This is a genomic window from Granulicella sp. WH15, from assembly GCF_009914315.1.
Lineage (GTDB): Bacteria > Acidobacteriota > Terriglobia > Terriglobales > Acidobacteriaceae > Edaphobacter.
Genome location: NZ_CP042596.1, coordinates 1,170,422 through 1,192,443, shown reverse-complemented (window position 1 = coordinate 1,192,443; position 22,022 = coordinate 1,170,422). Strand labels below are relative to the sequence as shown.

The window sequence follows — 22,022 nt, the reverse complement described above, 5'->3', positions numbered from 1 at the left end:
AGCGCACCAGCTAAGCTCAAGGAGAAACATCATGCAAACCAAAAAGCCCTGCCCCTGCGGCCCTACCTGCCCGTGCGAGCCGTCGTCCCCTTGCTCCGACTGCATCTCCAACGTCTAATCAACAAAGCGGCAGGTGACGACCTGCCGCGTCTACCCTATGTCCGAAGCTGTTCTCAACTCGCTGCTCGACCTCCGTCGCCAGTTTCTCGGCTTCGTGGAGCGACGCGTGCCCGACCGCGCCACCGCCGAAGATATCCTTCAGTCTGCCTATCTCCGCACGCTTGACACCGCCTCCCAGCCCCGTGACGACGACTCCGCCGTCGCCTGGTTCTACCGCGTCCTGCGCAACGCCATCATCGACCACTACCGCCGCCGCACCACCGAGGATGCCGCGCTGGGCCGCTGGGTGAAGGAGCTGGAGTCAGAGACCGCACCCAACCCCGCGCTCGAGGCCACGTCCTGCGAGTGCATCTCCAGCGCGCTGGAGACGATGACGCCCGCCTATGCCGCGCTGCTGCGCGAGATCGATCTTGGGGATTCCACCCTGGCCGCATACGCCGCCGCGCACCAGATCACGGTCAGCAATGCCGCTGTCCGCGCTCATCGTGCTCGCGCGGCTCTGCGCAAACAGTTAATCCGCTGTTGCGGGACCTGCGCTACTCATGGCTGCATTGACTGCACTTGCCAAAGGCCCGCTGCGCGCGGTGCGGGCGTTCACACGCCTTTATAAAAGGCTTCGCGTGGTCCTCCCGCTGGTCGGAAACAAAGATCGAAGTGCTTACCGCATCAATGGCGGCAGCTTGTCGCTTGTTCCCAGCAGGAAGACCACGCCGATCACCAGGCTGTACACCGCCGTCAACGACGTCACCGTCGTCTGCACCCAGGCCCGCTGGCGGCTCTCCGCCACGATACCCGCGGCGCTGGCCGTCATCAGAGTGTTCATCAACAGCAACCCACCAATAAAGCTCATCAGCCCAAAGAAGCCGCGGCTGGTCCCGCCGAGGTTCGCCGCCAGCAGAAACAGCAGTAGCTGCGAGGGCGTCTCCGCACCCAGCCCGTGGATGATCCCCACCACAAAGACCGAACTGCGGTCATACTTGAAGCTGAACGGATCGGGCCGCTCCCGCTCCGGCTCCACGAGTCTCCGCACCCGCCAGTGGGCATAGCGCGCGCCCGAGACCAGCAACGCAATCCGGCTGCGCGGAATGTGCGCATGAGCGTGCTCGCCCGCAGGCCGCCGCAGGTATGCCACGAAGACGTACACAGCCAGCACGATCAGGGTCGCGCCCACCAGCCGCTCGCCGATGGCGTCGAGATGAGCAGGCAGCGACAGATGCAGAAAGATCACCGCCGCGCCCAGCACCGCGACCGTCAGCGCGTGGCCCAGAGCGTAGAGCAGCCCCAGCCGCATCCCCTCGCGCCAACCCCGCTGCACACTCGTGATGTCCGAGATCGCCGCCAGGTGATCGTAGTCGAAGCCATGACGCAACCCGAGCAGCGCGCACGAGACCAAAGCAAGTTGAAGCGTAGCCGACATATCCAGTCCAGCCTAGCACTTCAGCCCTCCGTGCAGGAGGCCCGTCCGGCAGGACAAGTCTTTGCGGTTGCTTCTTACGAGTACGTCTGAAGGAAACTTTCTAGCCCAGGCGTTTCCAGTATCCCAGCCCGTCCAGCCCCGGCCCGTAGAACCCGTTCAGCCGCCCCGCAAGCACGTAGCCCGACCGCTCGTAGAACCGGATTGCACCCGGATTTTCGACCGCGACGTGCAGCTCCATACGCCCCGCGCCTGCCCCTCGGGCACGCTCTTCGAGCGCCCCCAGCAGCTTCCCGGCCAGCCCCTTGCCACGCGCCTCCGGAGCCACATCCAGCGTGACCACGTAGCCGTAGATATCGTCCTCTCGATGCTCCAGGTGCGCAATCGAGAACCCGGCCAGACTTCCGTCTTGCGCATACGCCACCACAGACATCGCATTGGGCGCATCGGCGAATCGCCGCATGGAGCGGCGGTCGAATCGGAAGTTCTCCGAGAAGCAGACCTGATCGAGCGCGTACATCGCCTCGACGTCGGACTCGCGGTAGGGGCGTAGCGTGATGCCGTCGCGGGTCTCGGCCGCCTGGGGGTCCAGGAACCGCATCGCCGCCCCGAACATCCTGTCAAGCGATAACCGGTCGTATCTCATGCACCTGCTTATGGGGTGCGCCTGTACGGCGCGCTACGCTGAAACCGTGAACGTATCTTCGCTGCGCGTGACGGCCCGGTACATCGTGTCGCGCTCGAACGGCACCCGGCCCGCCTCGGAGATGAGGCGCTCCAGGCCGGCGCGGCGCATCCCCTGCGGAGTAGTGGCTCCGGCGTCGTGGTAGATCTTCTCCTCGATGACCGTGCCGTCAATGTCGTCGGCACCGAAGCGCAGCGATATCTGCGCCATCTGCGGCGTCACCATCTGCCAGTAGCTCTTGATGTGGCTGAAGTTATCGAGCATCAGCCGCCCGACCGCAATCTGCCTGATATCGAGCATCCCCGAAGACTTGGGGATGTGCGCCAGAGCCGTGTGGTCCGGGTGAAAAGAGAGCGGGATGAAGGTCTGGAAGCCACCGGTCTCGTCCTGCACCGCGCGCAGCTTGACCATGTGGTCGATGCGGTCCTCGTCGTTCTCCACGTGGCCGTAGAGCATGGTCGCGTTGGAGCGGAAGCCCATCTGGTGAGCCAGCTTAGCCGTCTCCAGCCACTCGCTGCCGTCGATCTTGTGGTCGCAGATGATGTGCCGGATACGATCCGCAAAGATCTCCGCGCCGCCACCCGGCATCGAATCGACCCCGGCGGCCTTCATCTCGGAGAGCACCTGGGGAATCGTCCGCTTGCCGCGCTTGGCCAGGAAGGCGATCTCGACCATCGTAAATGCCTTGATGTGGACCTTGGGGAAGCGCTCCTTGAGCCCGCGCACCAGGTCCATGAAGTACTCGAAAGGAAGATCGGGGTGCAGGCCGCCGACGATGTGGAACTCAGTGACCGCGTCGGTATAACCCGAGGCTGCCGTCTCCCAAGCCTCTTCGAGCGCCATAGTGTACGTGCCCGCCTCGCCCTTCTTGCGGCCAAAGGCGCAGAGTCGGCAGGAGGCCACGCAGACGTTGGTGGGGTTGATGTGCCGGTTGACGTTGAAGTAGGTGGTGTCGCCGTGCAGGCGCTCGCGGACCAGGTTGGCCAGCCAGCCCACGGCGAGGACATCGCCGGTCTGGTAGAGCAGGACGCCGTCCTCAAAGCTCAACCGTTCGCCGTTCTGCACCTTCTCCGCAATAGGGTAGAGGCGCGGGTCGTCGGTCTGGAAGGAGTGCCTGGGCTTCATCATGGTTATGCTCCCGAGCGCTGGGCTCAGCTAGAATTCTATTCCCATTCGCCGCCTGCCTGCACGTTGTTAGCGCGAGGCGGTGATCGGCGAGGCTACCATCCTCGGCTGTACGACGATGCCGTCGAAGAGCGTCGCCGCAATGAAGTGGTCATCGACCGGCCGCACGAAGCGCAGGTTCCAGCCCGTCTCGATGAACTTGACGGACCGCTGCGGCAGTTGGACGGTAAAGGCCACGGTGGACGTCCCGTTGGCGGTAATGAGCATCCGGTTGGCAGGCTCATCGAAGAAGAGGCTGTTGACACCGCTCAGGAAGAGGTTCGACGGTGTCGTCCAGCTTTGGCCACCGTTGTCCGAGATGAAGATTCCTTCGCGTCCGCCGACCCAGATTGAGCCCGCACCGTCCACCGAGACGGCTCCGATCTGCGAGAGCGCGGGGGGAGGCGTGATGCCGGTCCAGGTCTGGCCCCCGTCGGTGGAGTGCGACACGGAGTGCAGCGTCGCCGCCACCACCGCGTTGCGAGTCGAAGCGAGGAAGCGCCACTCATCCGCCGACAGGGCGGAGACCGGGTGCCAACTGTTGCCGCTGTCCGGGCTGGAGAGAATCCCCTCCGCAGTGGCGGCCAGCACCGTGTTCGGCGTGGTGGCCAGGGCGAAAACCGCTCCGTCGAAGTGTTTTGCAGGAGTCTTCAATGTGGCCTTGGCGGTCGGGACGGCCCTCCCCTTGATGCTCCGGGAGCCTGCCTTCTTGACCGCGACCGGGGCTGCGGCACGCACATCGCCGGCCCGCTGCCACAGGCCATCGGCCAGATGGAAGATGCCGTGGGAGGTTCCGGCCAGCAGCGTCCCGTCGGGCGCTGTGCCCAGACTGAAGACATCCTTGCCCTCGAGCCCTACGCTCACCTGCATCCAGTTCAGGCCGCCGTTGTCGCTCTGAAAGACGCCGCCCCACTCCTTGTCGTTGACGACGCCGATATAGACCGAGTGGTTCCTCGTCTGGGTGTAGGCCGAGATCTGGCGGGCCGAGAAGCCCTGATTCGAAGACTGGAAGGTGTACCCACCGTCAAAGCTGGCAACGACGCCGCCGCGATCCGTGGCCAGCAGCACCTTCTGCGAGTTGGCCGGATCGATGTAGACGTCATTGACGATCACGTCGGAGACGGTCGTGCGCGCCCAGCTCTTACCCGCGTCGCCGGAGCGGAAGAGGCCCTCCGTGGTACCCGCGAAGACGGTGTCCAGATGATTGGGGTCCTGGAGCAACACACGCGTCCGCCGCGCGGACGAGGGAATACCCTGGACCTTGAGGAACTGCTCGCCGCCGTTCTCGCTCTTATAGATTCCCGAGCAGGCGCTGGCGTAAACCGTCCGCGGCTTTGCCGGGTCGACGATGATGGAGAATACGTCGGAGTCTTCGATGATGCCCTGCTTGATGTTCGACCAGTTGGCTCCGCCGTCGGTGGTTTTCCAGGGCAGATGCCAGGTGCCAGCGTAGATCGTCTGCGGATCCTTGGGGTCGATCGCGATGGACTCGATGTTGTGTAGCTCTTTGCTGTCCTCGGGGCTTATTAGAGTCCAGTGCTGGCCACTGTCCTTGGAACGATAGACGCCGCGCAGGGTTCCGGCGACGATGGTCTTCGGGTCGGAGAGCGAGGCGGTCAGGGCGCGGATCGACTGCCCCCGCATCTCGGACTGCACGGACCAGGTGACGCCGCCGTCGTTGCTGACGAAGAGGCCGCCATCGGGGTGATCGAGCACCCAGGCACCGACCAGAAGATGCCTGGGGTTGGCCGCATCGACCAGGATATTGTCGAGCACCAAGTCGTCGCGCTTGCCCACGCGGGCCAGGCGCTGCCAGCTCTGGCCGCCGGTATGCGACTCATACATCCAGCCGTTGGTCGTCCCCAGGTAGAGATGCTGGTGGTCGTGGGGGTCAGCAGCGAAAGCGCGCGCGTCGCCGCCATCGGGACCGAAGGGCAGCCAGTTCGCCGACGCCCAACTGCGGGCGGAGGAGGCGGACAGGCAGACGAAGGCGGCAATCAGAAGACAAACTCGAGGCAGACGGAGGATCAAAAGGGCCATCCCTGAAACAGTATTATCCACAATGGTGAGGCTTGGGGAGTTGCGGAATCAAGCGTGAGTCGTCGAGGACGAAGCTCGTACAAGGCTAGAGTCGTACAGCACAAAGGCTGACTGGGAGAATCCCAGTCAGCCTCGTGCGAGTTACGACCTCAACTACTTCTTGTGGTGCTTGCGGACCGGCGTCCGAGGCACAGCCTTGACTGCGCTCTCATCCACCACCGTGACACCGGTGCTATCCAGGGTCGCTCCGGCCGGGATCAGGGTCGTCGTCACGCTCTTATCACCAGCCGTACCGGTGTAGACCGTAACACGCGAACCGTCGATACCCTTCTCGGTAACCAAGTAGTCCTTGGTGTTGACCGCACGCTCGGCAGCCAGCTTATCGGCATGCTTCTCGCTTGCCGCGGCGTTACCAACCACCGCAACCTTCGAGTCGGTCGTGCGCTGCAGGTTGAGGGCGATATCGTCCAGGCAGGCCTTCGCTTCGTTGTCCACACGAGCCGGCCGACGGTGATCGCGGTCGAAGCTGATGGAGCAGAGGCTGGAGGTCTTGGGGACGACCGGCGCCGGTGCCAGGATGGTCACCGTCGTCATGCTGGTGGCAGTCTGGCCCTTATCGTCAACCACGTTGCAGGTGACGGTGATGGTGCCAGGAGCCGCGCCTGCGGTGGACAGGGTAGCCGAGTTCGACGTTCCGCTGATGGAGCCGGCCGTCGCGCTATAGCTGTAGGTCAGAGGACGATTCTGCGGGCTGACGCCGTTCGCAGTGATCGTGGCGGAGTCGCCGGGGTTGATGGTCGAAGGATTCGCCGAGCAGCTAAGGGTCGGCGGCTCGAAGGCCTTGACCGTGAAGTCAGCCGAGCAGTCCGCCATCTGGCCGGGCTTGTTGCCCTCCGTGACGTGACCCTTGACCGTGTAGGTGCCGGCCGAGAGCGACTTGGTGTCGACGTTGGCCGTCGTGCTGGTACCGGAGATCGTACCACCGGTCGAGGTCCAGTTATACGTCGCGGTCTTCTTGGGATCCAGGTTCGCCGGGGTGCCGGTGACCGTGATGGGGTCGCCAGGGTATACCGAGGCCGGAGCAACCGCGCAGCTATAGGTGACGGGTGGCGGCGGGATGATGTGGCCGAAGTGCGTCACGATACCGGTGCTGAGATCGACGCCGTTCAGGTTCGTGCGTCCGCCCAGAATCGCGGTAGGCGGCGGGTTGTAGGGGCCGAAGCTCGCGTGAACGTAACGGTAGTCGGCCTGGAAGAGGCGGAGCGAGAAGCGGTTGTTGAAGAACGGCAGGTCGTAGTCCATGCCGCCGCCAGCGGTCAGGGCCGTGCCCCAGGTCCAGGGCTCGTGGTACGCCTGGCCGACAACATCGCTGTTCGGTCCGACGATGCGGGCGCCGCCCACGAGGCCGTGCGCGAAGACGGTGAAGTTCTGCATGGGAGCGCGGAAGATCGGACCGGCGGAGAAGGTGTAGAGTCCGTCGTTGTTGCCATCCGGATGCGCTACGATGTTGGCCTCAAAACCAACGTACTTCGAGAAGTAGTAAGCGCCGCTGGCGGTCGCACCTACGTCTACGGAGTCGTAGGCGATGTTGGCGGGCTTCAACTGGCCATGCGCGCCGAAGTAAGAGTAGCCGGCGAAGATATCGACACGCGAAGGGTTAGGCCCCATCGGGGTGCTGGGTGCGGTCTGTGCACTCAGGCTTGCTACTCCAAGGCTGACTGCACATGCAGCCAGTACAAACCGGCCAAAACTACGAAACGGGCGATAAACCATTCGACTTCCTCCGCTAATTTGAAACCAGATTTAACTTTTCTTTCAATCACGTCGACAGATCTTGAGGTCCCACCGAGTTTACTCAGTAAGGGCTCGTGTCCACAACAAAATAAACACTTACCAACCATCGAAAACATTACCAGCAATTTTTAACTGGTTTGTTTCAAAATTAAAAACCTGTACCCGGGCAGTTATCCCGTATACCGATCAGTTAACTCAGGTTCAGGGTCCGGCGAACCGTTCCCTTCTCCTGCTGAATCTTCTCCTGCAGCAGCGTGATGGCATACAGCAGCTGCTCAGGACGGGGCGGACATCCGGGCACATAGATGTCGACCGGAATGACCTGGTTGACGCCCTGCAACAGGGCATAGTTGTTGAAGACGCCGCCCGAGGTGGCACATGCGCCCATGGAGATCACCCACTTCGGCTCCGGCATCTGCTCATAGAGCCGACGAATGACCGGGGCCATCTTCTGCGACACGCGGCCCGCGATAATCATCAGGTCGCTCTGCCTCGGCGACGGCCGGAAGACCTCCGCACCGAAACGCGCGATATCGTAACGCGATCCGCCCATCGACATCATCTCGATCGCGCAGCAGGCCAGGCCAAAGGTCATCGGCCAGACCGAGTTCTTACGCACCCAATTGATCGCCGCATCGAGCGACGCCAACACGACGCCCTCCGGCTGCTCCGAACCCCAGCTCACCTCTTGCAGCTTCTCCCGGTTCTTCGCAAAACTGTCCAACGTGCCGAAGATGTAGCGGTCGTTCGCCTGCGGAGCCTCGGTGGGCCGTCCGTTGCTCGTCGTTTCCTGAAATGGAGTGTCCATAAGTTCTAATGATAGAGCCCATCGGCAGAAAATTCCCATCAACCGGACGAACTTTCTCTATCTGTACATGGATGACGGCAATTTGGAATTGGTTGGTTCTATTTTTGTACAAGATTTCTTTTCCAGCATACGAAGACCGTATTCCGGTTCAGGGATACCCCTTGACGACCGACTAACGAACGTTCTGCTCCATTGCGGCCAGCAGGGCCTCTCTCAGACTGCCCTGTTCAGCGGCATCCAGCTTGCGATGCAGCCGGGTGACGTAGAAGACGTCGATCGCCATCTCGCCCTCGGTATCGACCAGAGCCACCTCGATGTTGCATCCCTGCTCGCCGATGGTGCGGCTGAGGGCGTGCAGCAGCCCCGGCGTATCCTGCGCCACCACCTGCAGCAGCGTGCTGTGCGAAGAGGCCGCGTCGTCGAAGTCCACGCGCGCCTCGACGGCCACCTTGACCGCCCGCCTGCGTCCGCGCCTGCGCCCGGCCAGCACCTTCTCCATCGAGACCTTGCCCAGCATCACATCGCGCACGCTGTCGACCAGCCGCGCTCGCTCGGAGTCGTTCATCTCCAGCGTGCGGAAGCTATCGGTGAAGCGGAAGCTGTCCACCACCAGCCCCTGCCGATTGGAGAAAGCATCGGCCGTCACAATGTTCATCCCCCAGGCCGCAAGCGCGCCCGCCATTCCGGCAAAGAGCATCTCGCGGTCCCCGGTCACCAGCGTGATCTCACTGACCCCGGCGGCGTAGCGGAAGTCCAGCTCCACGGTGTTCGTGGGACCGCCAGCCAGCCGTTCCGCCATCTGGAAGTGGGTCTTGACCTGCTCCGGCGTGCGGGTGCGGATGTACCTCTCGGGAAAGCCCTCGAGAAAGGACCACACGGCCTCGCGACGGCCAGGCAGCAGGGCCGCGACCCGGTGTACCAGTTCGCTCTCCGCGCTTGCGCCTACGCGCTCGTCGTCCACGCTGCGGTCGAGGTAGTTGGACGTGGAAACGTAGAGACGCCACAGGTTCTCGGCCTTCCACGGCGTCAGCGCGTCGGGGTGGACTGCCCAGATATCGGCGTACGTAAACAGGGCCAGCATCCGCAGCGCCTCGGGCGTCTGCACCTTGCCCGCGAAGGCCTGCACCGTCTCCTTGTCGAAGACGTCGCGGCGCAGGGCGGCGGACATCTCCAGGTGGTTGCGGATGGTGCCAAGGACCAGCCCGCTCTCGTAGGAGTCCAGCTCCAGCCGGGCCAGGACGCCCTCGGCCATGCGCTGGCTCTCGCGGGGATGGTCGTCGGAGCTGCGGCCCTTGCCCGTGTCGTGCAGCAGCGCTGCCAGGTAGAGCAGCTCGGGGTGCGGCAGATCGCGCAGAATCGTTCCGAAGCGGCCAGCCCACTCGGCCATCTGGCCGGGCTGACCCTCGACCACGGGCGCGGCGTGCAGCGAGTGCAGCGTGTCGATAACGACGAAGGTGTGCTCGTCCACGGTGTAGCGGTGGTAGGCATCGCGGATGACCAGAGCGTCGATGCCGTGGAACTCGGGGATCAGCAGCTCCAGCGTGCCCAGCGCGTGCATGGTGCGCAGGGCGCGGCCCGCGAAGGGACCGGTCAAGATGACGGCGAGGCGGCGGCGCAGGGCGGGGCCGTCTTCGAGGTGTGCCGAGAGCAGCGGCAGCGCCTGCTCGACGCGCAGCTCCGAGGCCCGGCTGAGCCGTGCGCCCGAGCGCGACATGGCCCCGAACATATCGAGGACGATCTCCGGGTCGTGCGCTGGATCGTCGCCACCGGGCAGGCCCGCGTCCAGCGCGATCCAGCCTTGGCGCAGTTGGAAGCCGCGGGACTCCACCGCCTTGGACGCCTTAGAACCAGAACCGCCGAAGCCGATCTTCTCCAGCAGTGGCAGGCGGGCTCTACGCACCGGGGCCTGCAATCCCTCGGCCTCCTCCATCACCTTGGTCACACGGCGCTCGACGCTGCGCGCATGGCGGAAGTAAAACCGCATCCAGTAACCCGCGTCATGCACCTGCGCACCAGCTCCGCCCAGGCCGAGACTCTGCGCCGCGGCGGCGTCCTGTGCCAGCCAGTCAAGCACATTATCGTCGCGCTCGTGCCGCATGTGGAGGAACCAGCGCGTGGTGCAGAGGAACTCGCGGGACTCGGCGAACTCCTCGTCCCCGGCGCTGCCCGCAGCCTTCGAGCCCGCGCCGCCATCCTCCTGCAACTGCTCCAGCCAGCCGCAGACGTGCACGTCGCGCAGGCCGCCGGGGCACTCCTTGATGTTCGGCTCCAGGTGGAAGAGCGTGTCGCCATACTTGGCGTGGCGCGCCCGCGTTACCTCGAGCAGGCGGCCTACGATCTTCTTGCGGTCACGCGCCAGCAGCTTGGGCAGCAGCTTCTCCGCAAGCCTGCCGTAGACCTCCGCGTCGCCGGTAATCAGCCGCGCGTCCAGCAGCGACAGGGTAAACTCCACGTTTTCAGGATCGAAGCGCTCACACTCGGCCAGCTTGCGGGTCATGGCGGAGACGCGCAGGCCGCAGTCCCAAAGCTCCTGGTGGACGGACCGGATGCTGTCCTTCAGGTCCTTCTCGTCGAGGCGGCCATCGAGCAGAAAGAGCAGGTCCACGTCCGAGTACGGAAACAGCTCGCGCCTGCCGTAGCCACCCACGGCCACCAACGCTGTCCCGGCTGCCAGGCGCGGGTCGCGCTTCTGCGCCGCCGTCCACACCTCCGCGACAATGCGATCGACCTCCTGCGCCCGCGCCGCGATGGCCCTGGAACCGGCTGCGGCGGTCCGCATCTCCGCCGCAAACGCAGACGAGATCGACTGCATCGTCTGCTGATACACCTCGCGTATCCCGGCTTGTGCCTTCTCTTCTGGGGTCATGCTGGTTGGTGATCCGGAGCCTACAGCATACAGCACGACCCCGGAGGACTAGACCAGCAGCAGTTCCCACTCCTGCCCCACCAGATCCTTGCCGAAGCTGTGGTGCGGCTCCTCCTTGATGAGGCGGAACCCGGCGCGCTCGTAGATGTGGATTGCGCTCGTCAACATGCTCTGCGTCCACAGCACGACTCGCTTGTAGCCCGCCGCGCGCGCGAACTCGATGCACTCCTTCACCAGCGCGTCTCCCAGGCCGAGGCCGCGTGCCTCCGGCTCCACGAAGAGCAGGCGCAGCTTGGCGGTTCCGGGCACGTCCGGGTGCTTGACGAGGAAGATGTGGCCGACGCTCCGGCCATCCATCTCGGCGATCCAGCAACGCTCGCAATTTGGATCAAAGTTGGTTACAAAATCTCCCGCGATCTTTGCCACCAGGGCCTCGAAGGTCTCGTCCCAGCCGAACTGTTCGGTGTAGCCGAGGCCCTCCCGGTGCGCGACCCAGCCCATGTCGCCCACGCGATGCGGGCGCAGGGTGTAGCTGGCCTTGACCGGCGACGGAGCCAGCAGCTCTTCGAGCGTGCGTACGCTTGCGATCAGACGCGCCCGGTTCGCCGGGGTAAACCCTTCGAGGAGCTGGTTCGCCTGCGCATCCGAGCGCGTGTTCAGCCGCTTGAACGCTGCCCTTCCCTTCGCGGTCAGGGCCAGCTCGGCGGAGCGCCCGTCGAGCTTCGAGGCTTTCCGCTTCAGCAACCCCGTCTCTTCAAACCGATTCAGCAGACGGCTGAGATACCCGGCGTCCATGCCCAACTCCTCGGCAATTTCCTTTGCCAGCGGAGCCGGACGCGTGCCCAGCTCGTAGATCACGCGCGCCTCCGCCAGAGTGAACTCGCTCTCGAGCAGACCCTCGTTCAGGGTTCCGATCCAGCGCGTGTACCTTCGGTTGAAGCGGCGGAAGAGGGCGATATCGTCAGTCGGCGTCATATTTTTCACTCGAAAACAGAGTGATCCAGAATACTTGCCGATGTCAACTATTAAGCTTTCCCGATTGAAGCCGAGCACGTTCTTCTCGGAGTGGCTTACTCTATTCAAGCGCCGCATCGAATACGAAGCAAGCGAAGAAAATAAGGAGGGATCATGTCTACTGCATCGCTTCACCGCTGGTCCGATATCCCGCCCGAGCAGCTCAATCCCATGCTCACCCGCCAGTACATCAGCGGTGAACAAAGCATGATCGCCCGCATCGTGCTGGATAAGGGATGCGTCGTGCCCACGCACCAGCACCCCAATGAGCAGATCGCCTACATCGTCTCCGGTGCGCTCGAGTTTGTGATCGAAGACGGCACTCCGGGCGGGGTAAAACACATCGTCCGCGCGGGAGAGGTTCTGGTGATTCCCGCCAACATTCCGCACTCCGCCGTCGCGCTCGAAGATACCGTGGATCTGGATCTCTTCGCGCCGCCACGGCAGGACTGGCTGACCAATACCGATACCTATCTGCGATAGGCGATTTTAAAGCGCCCTCACGCCGGGCAGGCGGCACTTCGTGCGGTCTTGGACGCTGCGCGTGAAGGCAAATACGCTCTACGGAGTGGTCACGATAGAGGCCGCATCGGCAGTCATCCAGCCATGCGTGGCCATCCACTTCGCCAACGCATCCGGCCACGCCTTCAGGTTAGGGAAACCGGGCGCCAACCCCACGCCATGCGGCCCATGCTCGTAGATGTGCAGCTCTGCCGGAACGTTCGCGGCGTGCAGCGCGGAGTAGAACATCACGCTGTTCATCACCGGCACCGTCGCGTCGTCGCTGGTGCTGAAGAGAAAGGTCGGCGGCGTCCTGGCCGTCACCTGAAGTTCGTTCGAGAGCAACTGCTCAAGCGCCGGATCGGGCGCCGGGCCAAGCAGGTTGTCGTGCGAGCCGCGATGCGCCAGCGGAGCCTTCATCGTGATGACGGGGTAGGCCAGTACGAGAAAGTCCGGCCGGCTGCCCACGCGGTCGATCGGGTCGGCGGCGGAGCTGTCGCCCTCGTCAAAGTGCGTTCCGGCGGTGGACGCCAAGTGGCCTCCGGCCGAGAAGCCCATCATGCCGATGTGGTCGGCAGCGATGCCGTACTGCTCGGCCTGCGCGCGCACCGTACGGATGGCCCGCTGTGCGTCTCCAAGCTCCACGGGATGGTGGTACTTCGGCCCCAGCCGATACTTGAGCACGAATCCGGCGACGCCGCGAGCGTTCATCCAGCGCGCAATCGCCTCGCCCTCCTTGTCCATGGAGAGGTGGATATATCCGCCGCCAGGAGCGATGACCACCGCGGTCTTCGTGGGATTCGAGGACGGCAGATAAGCCGTTAGAGTGGGCGTGTCGATCTCTTCGCTGCCCTGCGCGCCCGGTGCGGCCCCAGCCCAAAGCGGCTTCGTCACACCGGGCGATTGCACCGGCTGCTGGCCCCATGCGCCGCCCATACTCAAAGCCATTATCATCCCCATCAGAACCTGTTTCGCACCCAACATCTCTGCCTCCGGATAGCCGAGCCGATTCTATCTCAAGACATCTCTTCTGCAATCGCTTCGACGTTTCACCTAAAAGTGTTCTACGATCTGAGAAAATAAAATCTATGACGAACTCCGTCTCAACGGCCATGCCCGAAACTCCCCGCCCGCATGGACCCTTCGCCAGCCTCCGGCGCAAGCTGCCGGCCGGCGAGGTCATCCGCTTCCTGATGGTAGGCGGCTTCAACACGCTCTTTTCCCTGCTTCTCTACTCCGGCTTCGTCATTCTTTACAGTCACCTGCTGCCACATCGCGGCAAGCCGCTCATCGCCGACCTCTCCTCCATCTGCGCGAAGCCCATCGCGATCACGGTGGCCTTCCTGTGCTATAAACACTTCGTCTTTCGCACCAAGGGCAACTACCTGAAAGAGCTGCTCCGCTGCTTTGCGGTCTACGGCGTCAGCACCCCGGCCGAGCTGGTGATCCTGCCCGTTGCGACCCATCTCTTTCTCGCCCCCGCGCTCACGCACCCCTATGCGCCGTTCCTGGCCGGTATTGTTAACGCCGGCATCATAGCCACGTATAGTTACTTCGCGCACAAGAAGTTCTCCTTCAAACGCTAAACCGATCTACGACGTACCCCGGAGCCTGAAGACCTATGAAGGACCTCGTCCGCCGCCAGCTCGCCCAGTCCATCGCCACCCTGCAGGCCGTTCACGACAGCCAGCAGATCCACGACACCATCGTCGCCATCGGTCAGCTTACCGCCGACGCCATGAAGGCGGGCCGCAAGCTGCTCGTCGCGGGCAACGGAGGCTCGGCCGCCGACTCGCAGCACCTGGTGGCCGAGTTTGTGGCCCGCCTGACTGTCGACCGCCCCGCCCTGCGCGCCATTGCGCTGACGACGGACTCGTCCATCCTGACCGCCATCGGCAACGATTACACCTACGACCGCGTCTTCGAGCGGCAGGTAGAGGCACTGGGCCAGCCCGGCGATGTCTTCCTCGGCATCTCGACCTCGGGCAACTCGAAGAACATCGTCCGCGCGCTGGAGCAGGCGAAGAAGCTAGGGATCGCCACGATTGGCTTCACCGGCAACAACGGCGGCAAGATGCGCGAGCTGTGCGATTACAACGTCATCATCCCGTCGAGCGTCACGATGAACATTCAGGAATCGCATCTAGCGCTCGAGCACATCTTCTGCATGGTGGTGGAGCGGTTTACCTTCGGCATGGATTTTGACAAGCAACCGCAAATACTTAGCGAGTAATCGGGGCTCGATATGGTATTTTCATAGAGTGGTCGGAGCGTGTAGCTCAGTTGGTAGAGCATCGCCCTTTTAAGGCGTTGGTCCTGGGTTCGAGCCCCAGCGCGCTCACCATATCTCCTTCTTCTCCCTGAAAACCTGCCGAGCAGTCCGCTATCATGCGGATCGAATCCTTCTGACAAGCTCCGCGTACTGCGGCAGCTCTCGGATGGAATCGAAACGCGGATCGACAGCGAGATACGGCAGCTCGGCGTCCTGGTTGGCGTATGAGGCGAATAGCAACGCCAGTGCCGCATCGCGGTCGTTCAACGCCAGCGCCAGACGGGCCTGCCGGTACTTACTGAGTTGCGCGTTCTCGGCGAGCAGGTCGAACTCCTGCACGATGCTCTCCGCCAACGCGCGCTGACGGCAGCGGGCGAAGATCTCGGCGATCCAGCCGCGCAAGGGCAGGTAGGCTCCAGCGCTGCGCTGGGCCTGTAGGGCAAGGCTGCGAGCGGCCTCGTGGTTCCCCAGCTCGGCGTGGACCAGGGCTAAGTAGAGCCGCACTTCGAGCGGAATCGGGCCATAACGCAACGGCTCGGCGAAGTGCTCGAGAGCCTCCTCGTAGCGTCGGCTGAAGTAGTAGAAACGGGCGCGAGCCACCTTTTGCAGATAGGAAAATGGATCGATCTGCTGGGCGCTCTCGAGGTACAGCCAAGCCTCATCGAAGCGCCCCAGCAAGGTCAGCAGCATCGCGTACTGACGGTCGCAGGTGGTGTGCGAGCCCTGTTCCACCGCTCGCTGAAAGCTGGCCTCGGCCTCCTTCCACTTCCATGCAAGAGCTTGCGCGCTGCCCATCGCCGTGGAGGCCTCCATCATCTGCGGATCAAGCTCCAACGACCGTTCCGCAGCCGCCCGTGCGTGCGATGCCAGCGTGGCCGACTCCGGCGCGCCGTGCAGGGCCATCCACACGTAGCAGTGAGCGATGCCGCAGAAGGGCCTTGCATAGCCGGGGGCGATCTGCGTCACCTCGCGAAAGCGGGACAGCGCCGCCTGCACGTCGGCGATGGTGCCCTCTTCAAGAAGTGACTCAGCCTTCAGGATCAGCGGGTAGACCGTGAGGATAATCGGCCCCGCCGTGGCCTCAGACGAACGAACGATGGACTGCTGCGGCCGCACGCGGCTCACCAGCGCGGAGGCAAACTGCTCCTGCACCGTAAACAGGCTGGAGGAGTCGGCCTCCGCATCGAAGCGTTGCGACCAGAGCTGAAAGCCGTCGGCGTTCACGATCCTGGCCGTGACGCGCACCTGATTCCCTTCCTCGCGCACCGTGCCCTCAAGCAGAATCTGCACTCCCAGCTTGCGCGCCAGCGCGGGCACGTCGGACGACTGCGCCCCCAGGTGAGCAATCGAGTTCGCGGAGACGACGCGGCAGCCTTCGCTCTGCATCAACTCGTGAATCAGCTCGTCGGTGACTCCCCGGGCGTACTTGCTCGAGAGCGGCTGGCCGGAGACATCGAGAAACGGGATGACCGCGACCGGAACCCCGGCGCCATCGACAAACAGGTCGTCGGGCGAGCTGCCCACAACCACCTGGTAGCTCGTATCCGAGTCCTTCATCCGAAAGACCGGCACGTAACTTCCGGGCCGGTAGAAGATGAAGATGGGGTCGTCCTTGCCCTCCAGCTCGTAGTACTCCTTGAGCTTCGAGCGCAGCCGCCGCGCCTCGGTGCGGACGATGGAGTCCTGACTCGGATGGTAGGGCGGCCTGCGGTCGTACACCTCGGTGCCGATCACAAACTCCTTGAGCGGCTCGTCCTTGCCGCTGATGGCGTGCTCCACCGTATACCGCAGAAAGCGGGCGAGCCGCTCCGACTGGGCAAACATCGGGCTCTGCAGAATGCGGCCCAGCTCCTGGCGAATTGCGCTATCGGAAACCCTGTTCTCGAACGGTATGCTCAATGTTCCCTGGCTCCAGCCTTGGGTGTTGATGGATGATCGGATGATGGTTCAGCAAGCGTCTCGAAGCCATATATGAGCCTGCGGGCCGAGACTGCACTCGACCGGACGCGGCCGATATTACAGACGCATGATAACTGTCAGGCTCAAGCCGTGCTCTTATCTTAGCCGCAGCCGTAGCCGCTGCGGCTGCAATCATTTCCTCATCACTGTTAGCTAACAGTTGCACACACTCCGCATCTCGCGGAGATCTGTCATCCTCTCCAGTACAAGTGCGAGGGGCCATCGTGACAGAGAGACCTGAACAGCTACGGATACTCGCAGTGGTGGCCCCGGAGATGCAGGAGAAGATCCGTCGCCAGCTCACCTCCTTCGGCATGGAGCCGGTCCTGGTCAGCCGGGCCACGGAGCTGGCGCACCACACCCGCGACGGGGAGACGTATCACGTCGTTCTGCTGCCCGCCTCGATGCCCAGGCCGGACGACTGGTGGGCCATCTGGGGAGACCTGGTGATGCTCAGTCCCAAACCGGCGATTCTCGTGTATGCTCAGACCGCAACCTTCCAGCTATGGTCCGGCGTGCTCGAGGCTGGAGGATACGATGTCATCGTGGAACCGTTGACCGATGAAAAACTCAGGGAAGCCGTGCTGCGCGCCGCCAAAAGCTCCGGGCGAGAGTAGCTCGAATACCTTCCTCACAGTGAGCTAACAGTTACCTACGCTGTATTCCGTCTGGAGATCTGGCAGTCTTGGCCTTACCAAGTGGAGGCTGACGTGTTCAGGAAGATCGCTGTCGCATACAACGAATCGGCCAAGGCGCAACGTGCACTGACCTCGGCGATACAACTGGCGAAGAGCCTCGACGCGGAACTCGAAATCATCACCGTCGTGCCCGACCTGCCTGCCTATGCGGCCTTTGCCAGCGCCGCCGACCCCGGTCTGCCCCAGGTTCTGAACTCCGACCGCGTCCGGTTCTACGAAGCGCTGCACGAGGGAGCGCGCGCCATGGCTCGCGTGCAAGGCATAGAGTTACAGACGCATCGCATCGACGGCCCGGCAGTGGATGGCATTGTAAAGTTTCTGCGAACGCACAAAGCCGATCTGCTCGTAGTCGGACTGCATCAGCGCGATCTCTACATCGCCCGGCTGTGGAGCACGGTCTACGAGCTTGCCCAGGAATCTCCCTGCAGCGTGCTCGGCGTTCATTAGCGCGTGAAATGATGCAGCGGCAGGACTCCACACACCAGAAGGAAGGTCATTGAAGAAATGTCGAAACGAGCGATCATTGTTCCGGTCCTGGTTCTGGGAGTAGCCGCTGCTCTCCTATTCTTGATCAAAGATGACTGGACGGGATGGGAGGGCGACAGCGCCGAGCAGCACACCGATGATGCTTACGTGCGTGCCGACATGACCCCCATGAGCACCCGAATCTCGAGCACCGTGAAGAAGGTGGATGTCGAGGACTTCGAGACCGTCACTCCCGGCCAACCGCTCGTAGAGCTCGAGGACACGGACTACCAGGCCACGCTTGCCCAGGCCGAAGCCGCACTGGCCGGTGCCCGCGCGTCGCTGGCAAACAACCAGGCGGCGAAGTACATTCAGGATGCCAAGATCCAGAACGCCGAGACGGTGGTGCAACAGGCTCAGGCAGCGGTCACCGCCGCGCAGGCCGGAGCAGCCGCCGTTGAGCCGGACGTGACCCGCTCCGATCTGGAGCGCAAACGGCAGGAAGCGTTGCTTGCGGTAAGAGCCACGACCCATCAACAGTTGGAGCTGGCCGTAGCCGATTCCACCCGCTTCAACAGCGTGCTGGCCAGCCGACAGGCCGATCTCGAGCGCGCCGAGGCCGCACTAACGAGCAGCCGCACGCTGCTCGAAGCCGAGCGGAGACAGCGCGCAGCACTGGATACGCAGGACGCGCTGCATCAGGCTGACATACAGGCCAAGCAGGCCGCCATCATCGTGGCCAAGGTAAATCTCGGCTACACGAAGATCGTTGCCCCCACCGCCGGAGCCGTCGGCGAACGACACGTACAGGAGGGCCAGCTGGTCGCGCCGGGGATGCAGGTGATCGACCTCGTCAAGGGCGACGTATGGATTCTGGCCAACTTCAAAGAGACCCAGCTCACCAACATTCGCAGGGGTGACGCGGCCGACATCAAGGTCGATACCTTCCCTGGAACCGTGCTGCACGGCAAGGTAGTCGAGGTCGCTCCAGCCAGCGGATCGCAGTTCGCACTGCTGCCTCCTGACAACGCCACCGGCAACTACACCAAGATCGTCCAGCGCATCCCCGTAAAGATCGCGCTCGATCCCGGCCACCCCTTGCAGGGCAAGCTGCGCCCCGGCTTCTCGGTTGTGGTGACGGTTCACGCCTCGGGTAAGAGCGCGAAGCCGGGGGAGCCGCAGTCTTGAGTACACCGCCCACACCTGCATCCCCTCCAGTCATCTCGACGCATCCACTAGTCGGGGTCTTCGGAGTCCTGTTCGGGGCGATGGTCGCGACCTGCACGGGCAGGCTCGTCAGCGTCGGGCTGACAGACTTGCGCGGCGCACTGCATCTGGGAGTGGATGAGGCATCGTGGATCGGCACCGCGTTCAATGCGGCCCTCATGTTCATCGGCCCGTTCTCCGTCTATCTTGGCGGGCTGCTGGGAGCGCGGCGTGTGCTGCTGGCCTGCGCTTCCCTCTTCACCGTGGTCAGTCTGCTGCTTCCCTTCGCAGGCAGCCTGCCCATCATGCTCGTCCTTCTAGTGCTCGCGGGCCTTACCTCCGGCACGTTCTACCCGCTGACTCTCTCCTTCGTCCTGCGCAATTTGCCTCCGCGCTACGTCCTCGTCGGCATCGCCGCATACGCCATGGACATTATCTTCACCACCAACTTCGCCACCTCGCTCGAAGCCTGGTACATGGATCATCTCTCGTGGCGCTGGATCTTCTGGAACAGCGCGGCCCTCACTCCGATCATGATGGTGCTGGTCTACTTCGGCATCCCCTGGCAACCCCTGCCGCAGCCGAAGGAGGGCCAGCCCAAACCCAACTGGCGCGGCTTCCTCTACGCCAGTCTCGGCTTCTCGCTGCTGTACATCGCGCTCGATCAAGGCCAACGCTTGGACTGGCTGCACTCCGGCACCATCGTCGCACTCATCGCCTCTGGCTCATTCCTGCTGCTGGCGACAGTGGTGCGCAGGCTGCTGATGCCTAATCCACTCATCAACTTCAGATTCATCGCTAGGCGTAACACGCTGCTGCTGGGAAGCGTATTGATCTTCTTCCGCTTCATCCTGCTATCGACGGTGGTCATCATCCCCAGCTACCTCGGCTCCGTCAAAGGCTTTGTCCCCTTACAGACAGGCCCGGTGCTGCTCTGGGTCGCACTGCCGCAGTGCCTCTGCGGCATCCTCGCGGTCTATCTGCTCAAGTACATTGACGCCCGCCTTATCCTCACCGCGGGATTCGCCCTCGTCGCCATCGGCTGCTTGATGAACGCACGTCTCTCCTCGGCATGGTCCGGCAACAACTTCTCCGCCTCGCAACTAGTGCTGGCGATCGGCTTTGCCCTCGCCTTCAATGCCATGGTCGGAGCGATCATCCTCGAGGTCTTCAACACCGGAGCACTCAGCCGCCCCATCGACGTCCTGACCTTCGCTGGCTACTTCCAGACCGTTCGCATCTTCGGCGGCCAGCTCGGCGTCGCCTTCATGCAGCACTTCATTCCCACGCGCGAGCAGTTCCACTCCAACATCCTTGGGCTCGGCGTTCAAGCTGGACTGCAACCCACTCATCAGCGCCTGCTCGGGCTTGGCGCAGGAGTCGCGAGTCGTACTCCCGACCTGACTGACGCCGCAGGTAGAGCAGCAGCAATCCTCGGCCTGCAGGTGCGCCAACAAGCCTTCACGCTCGCGATCACTGACGCCTTCACGCTGGTGGCCTGGTCCACCGTATGCTGCCTCGTCGTCATCGCGTGCATGGCGCGCGTGCCCACGCAATACCAGCAGATCATCTCAGCGCCAGCCGCCTCTGCATGACGAGAAAGGACACTCCGAAGGATCGACTATGCGACCCAAGAGAACAAGACGCAACGCTCACAAACCGCTTTTGACGGCCTTCGCCTGCGCGGCAGGAATCCTCGCGACAGCCCCCATGCAGGCGCAGCGCGGAGCGCCACTCCCCCTGACTCTGCCGCAGGCAATCGACCTGGCCCTCAAGCAGAACCGCAACCTCAAGCTGGCCCAACTCTCGGTCACAGAGTCGGAGTACAAGAAGGAGATCGCCCACTCCGCCTATCTCCCGCACATCAAAAATGACTCCAACATCCTGCACGTCACCGAGCTTGCAGGCGTGGAGATTCCCACCGGAGCCTTCGGCCTACCCACGGCCACCGGACCAATACCACCTCACGACCTCTTCCTCGATCAGGGCTCGCTGACCTCTTACACCAGCGGAACCCAGTTGACCCAACCCCTCACACAGATGTTCAAGATCCACGAATCGAACCGCGCCGCCACTGCCGACATCAACACGGCCAAGATCCAACTCAACCAGGCAGAGAACGAGATAGCCCTCAAAGTCCGCCAGCTCTACTTCGGCCTGCTGATCGCCAAACTCAAACTGGACGCAGCTAAAGATGAGATAAGCGCCAGCGAGGTAAAGAACCGCGAGAGTATAGACGCCGTCGCAAACGGACGCGCGCTCGACATCGCCGCCCTTGAGAGCCGCGCCGCTGTTCTCGATGCGCAGCAGACTGCTCTTACCCAGAACCTTCAGATACACGACCTGACGTTGTCACTAGATGATCTGCTGGGCCTACCTTTGAACACACAACTCCAGCTCGATCCGGATATATCAGCCATGGCCATGCCGCTCCCCAGCCGGGAAGAGTGCATACGCATCGCCCGCGAACAAAGCCCAACCATCCGCTCCGCACAGCAGGTGGTCTTGAAAGCAAAGGCTGGCCTCGGCGTTGCCAAAGATGCATATATCCCCGATATCACCGGACTGGCGCGGTACAGCTACCAGAGTGGAGTCCCACTGCTGGTCCACAACTTCGGAACCTTCGGCGTCAATCTCAGCTATGACTTGTTCGACGGCGGTCGCAGAGGAGCCGAGATCAAGGATGCAAAAACGCTGCTCTCCCAAGCCCAGCTTAACCTGGATAAAGTCCAGGATGAAGTGGACGTTGAGGTAGAGTCCGCGTACGACAAGGTGGAACAGCTTCAGAGCTTGGTACACGTAGCCGCAGAGATGTTGGACGTTCGCACCGAAGCCGCACGGCTGGCGGACCGGCAAGTTGAACAGAGCGCGGCTCTCGCCTCGGCTCGCTCAGAGGCCCACGCAAAGGCCACGTCGGCCAGAGCCTCCCTGCTTGAAGCGACCCTCGGCCTGTCGCTCGCACAGGGAGATCTCAAACGCATCATCGGCCAGATGCCCCGTTAGATACGGAATAAAT

Annotated in this window: 19 protein-coding genes and 1 tRNA gene; 10 read left to right on the top strand and 10 right to left on the bottom strand. The window is 63.0% G+C overall.

Annotation, left to right across the window (positions count from 1 at the left end; genetic code table 11):
• Positions 1–157 precede the first annotated feature (157 nt).
• The gene (locus FTO74_RS05230) at positions 158–730 is read left to right on the top strand and encodes a sigma-70 family RNA polymerase sigma factor (RefSeq protein WP_162537196.1); all 573 of its coding nucleotides are present in this window, start codon (positions 158–160) and stop codon (positions 728–730) included.
• Positions 731–778: 48 nt separating this feature from the next.
• Here FTO74_RS05230 and FTO74_RS05225 read toward each other — a convergent pair whose 3' ends face one another.
• The 8 genes from FTO74_RS05225 to FTO74_RS05190 all read right to left on the bottom strand — a co-directional run bounded on the left by FTO74_RS05225 (position 779) and on the right by FTO74_RS05190 (position 11,866).
• Entirely contained in the window at positions 779–1,537 is a 759-nt protein-coding gene (locus tag FTO74_RS05225; RefSeq protein WP_162537195.1) for a hypothetical protein, read from the bottom strand.
• Between the two features lie 100 nt (positions 1,538–1,637).
• Positions 1,638–2,135, bottom strand: coding sequence for a GNAT family N-acetyltransferase (locus FTO74_RS05220; RefSeq protein WP_162537194.1), 498 nt, complete (start codon positions 2,133–2,135; stop codon positions 1,638–1,640).
• A gap of 78 nt (positions 2,136–2,213) precedes the next feature.
• Positions 2,214–3,347, bottom strand: coding sequence for an aminofutalosine synthase MqnE (gene mqnE / locus FTO74_RS05215; RefSeq protein ID WP_162537193.1), 1,134 nt, complete (start codon positions 3,345–3,347; stop codon positions 2,214–2,216).
• A 66-nt stretch (positions 3,348–3,413) separates the two neighbouring features.
• Positions 3,414–5,423 carry a hypothetical protein gene (locus FTO74_RS05210; RefSeq protein ID WP_255462510.1) on the bottom strand — a complete coding sequence of 670 codons (2,010 nt, stop codon included), beginning with the start codon at positions 5,421–5,423 and terminating at the stop codon, positions 3,414–3,416.
• 153 nt (positions 5,424–5,576) lie between these two features.
• Positions 5,577–7,196, bottom strand: a complete 1,620-nt coding sequence (locus FTO74_RS05205; RefSeq protein ID WP_162537192.1) for an OmpA family protein — start codon at positions 7,194–7,196, stop codon at positions 5,577–5,579.
• 211 nt (positions 7,197–7,407) lie between these two features.
• Entirely contained in the window at positions 7,408–8,025 is a 618-nt protein-coding gene (locus FTO74_RS05200; RefSeq protein ID WP_162537191.1) for an NADH-quinone oxidoreductase subunit B, read from the bottom strand.
• A gap of 172 nt (positions 8,026–8,197) precedes the next feature.
• Positions 8,198–10,891, bottom strand: a complete 2,694-nt coding sequence (glnD, locus tag FTO74_RS05195) for a [protein-PII] uridylyltransferase (RefSeq protein ID WP_162537190.1) — start codon at positions 10,889–10,891, stop codon at positions 8,198–8,200.
• A gap of 48 nt (positions 10,892–10,939) precedes the next feature.
• Complete coding sequence (locus FTO74_RS05190) at positions 10,940–11,866, bottom strand: helix-turn-helix domain-containing GNAT family N-acetyltransferase (protein ID WP_162537189.1); 927 nt, start codon at positions 11,864–11,866, stop codon at positions 10,940–10,942.
• Positions 11,867–12,019: 153 nt separating this feature from the next.
• Here FTO74_RS05190 and FTO74_RS05185 point away from each other — a divergent pair, with 153 nt between their 5' ends.
• Positions 12,020–12,388 carry a cupin domain-containing protein gene (locus FTO74_RS05185; RefSeq protein WP_162537188.1) on the top strand — a complete coding sequence of 123 codons (369 nt, stop codon included), beginning with the start codon at positions 12,020–12,022 and terminating at the stop codon, positions 12,386–12,388.
• 78 nt (positions 12,389–12,466) lie between these two features.
• Here FTO74_RS05185 and FTO74_RS05180 read toward each other — a convergent pair whose 3' ends face one another.
• Positions 12,467–13,354, bottom strand: coding sequence for an alpha/beta hydrolase (locus FTO74_RS05180; protein WP_255462509.1), 888 nt, complete (start codon positions 13,352–13,354; stop codon positions 12,467–12,469).
• 140 nt (positions 13,355–13,494) lie between these two features.
• Here FTO74_RS05180 and FTO74_RS05175 point away from each other — a divergent pair, with 140 nt between their 5' ends.
• From FTO74_RS05175 to FTO74_RS05165, 3 genes are all read left to right on the top strand, one after another.
• Positions 13,495–13,992, top strand: a complete 498-nt coding sequence (locus tag FTO74_RS05175; protein ID WP_162537186.1) for a GtrA family protein — start codon at positions 13,495–13,497, stop codon at positions 13,990–13,992.
• Positions 13,993–14,027: 35 nt separating this feature from the next.
• Positions 14,028–14,639 (top strand): D-sedoheptulose 7-phosphate isomerase, encoded by a 612-nt coding sequence (locus FTO74_RS05170; protein WP_162537185.1) that lies wholly within the window; start codon positions 14,028–14,030, stop codon positions 14,637–14,639.
• Positions 14,640–14,674: 35 nt separating this feature from the next.
• A tRNA-Lys gene (locus tag FTO74_RS05165) sits at positions 14,675–14,750 on the top strand.
• A 42-nt stretch (positions 14,751–14,792) separates the two neighbouring features.
• Here FTO74_RS05165 and FTO74_RS05160 read toward each other — a convergent pair.
• Entirely contained in the window at positions 14,793–16,502 is a 1,710-nt protein-coding gene (locus FTO74_RS05160; RefSeq protein ID WP_162537184.1) for a FlgO family outer membrane protein, read from the bottom strand.
• 359 nt (positions 16,503–16,861) lie between these two features.
• On the opposite strand from FTO74_RS05160, the gene FTO74_RS05155 reads away from it, so the two are divergent.
• From FTO74_RS05155 to FTO74_RS05135, 5 genes are all read left to right on the top strand, one after another.
• Positions 16,862–17,254 carry a hypothetical protein gene (locus tag FTO74_RS05155; RefSeq protein ID WP_162537183.1) on the top strand — a complete coding sequence of 131 codons (393 nt, stop codon included), beginning with the start codon at positions 16,862–16,864 and terminating at the stop codon, positions 17,252–17,254.
• Between the two features lie 93 nt (positions 17,255–17,347).
• Positions 17,348–17,782 carry a universal stress protein gene (locus tag FTO74_RS05150; RefSeq protein ID WP_162537182.1) on the top strand — a complete coding sequence of 145 codons (435 nt, stop codon included), beginning with the start codon at positions 17,348–17,350 and terminating at the stop codon, positions 17,780–17,782.
• 57 nt (positions 17,783–17,839) lie between these two features.
• Positions 17,840–18,988: an HlyD family secretion protein gene (locus FTO74_RS05145; protein ID WP_162537181.1), complete on the top strand. Its 1,149-nt coding sequence runs from the start codon at positions 17,840–17,842 to the stop codon at positions 18,986–18,988.
• Positions 18,985–20,601 carry an MFS transporter gene (locus tag FTO74_RS05140; RefSeq protein WP_255462508.1) on the top strand — a complete coding sequence of 539 codons (1,617 nt, stop codon included), beginning with the start codon at positions 18,985–18,987 and terminating at the stop codon, positions 20,599–20,601. The genes FTO74_RS05145 and FTO74_RS05140 overlap by 4 nt, the downstream gene beginning before the upstream one ends.
• A 28-nt stretch (positions 20,602–20,629) precedes the next feature.
• Complete coding sequence (locus FTO74_RS05135; RefSeq protein ID WP_162537180.1) at positions 20,630–22,009, top strand: TolC family protein; 1,380 nt, start codon at positions 20,630–20,632, stop codon at positions 22,007–22,009.
• Positions 22,010–22,022 lie beyond the last annotated feature (13 nt).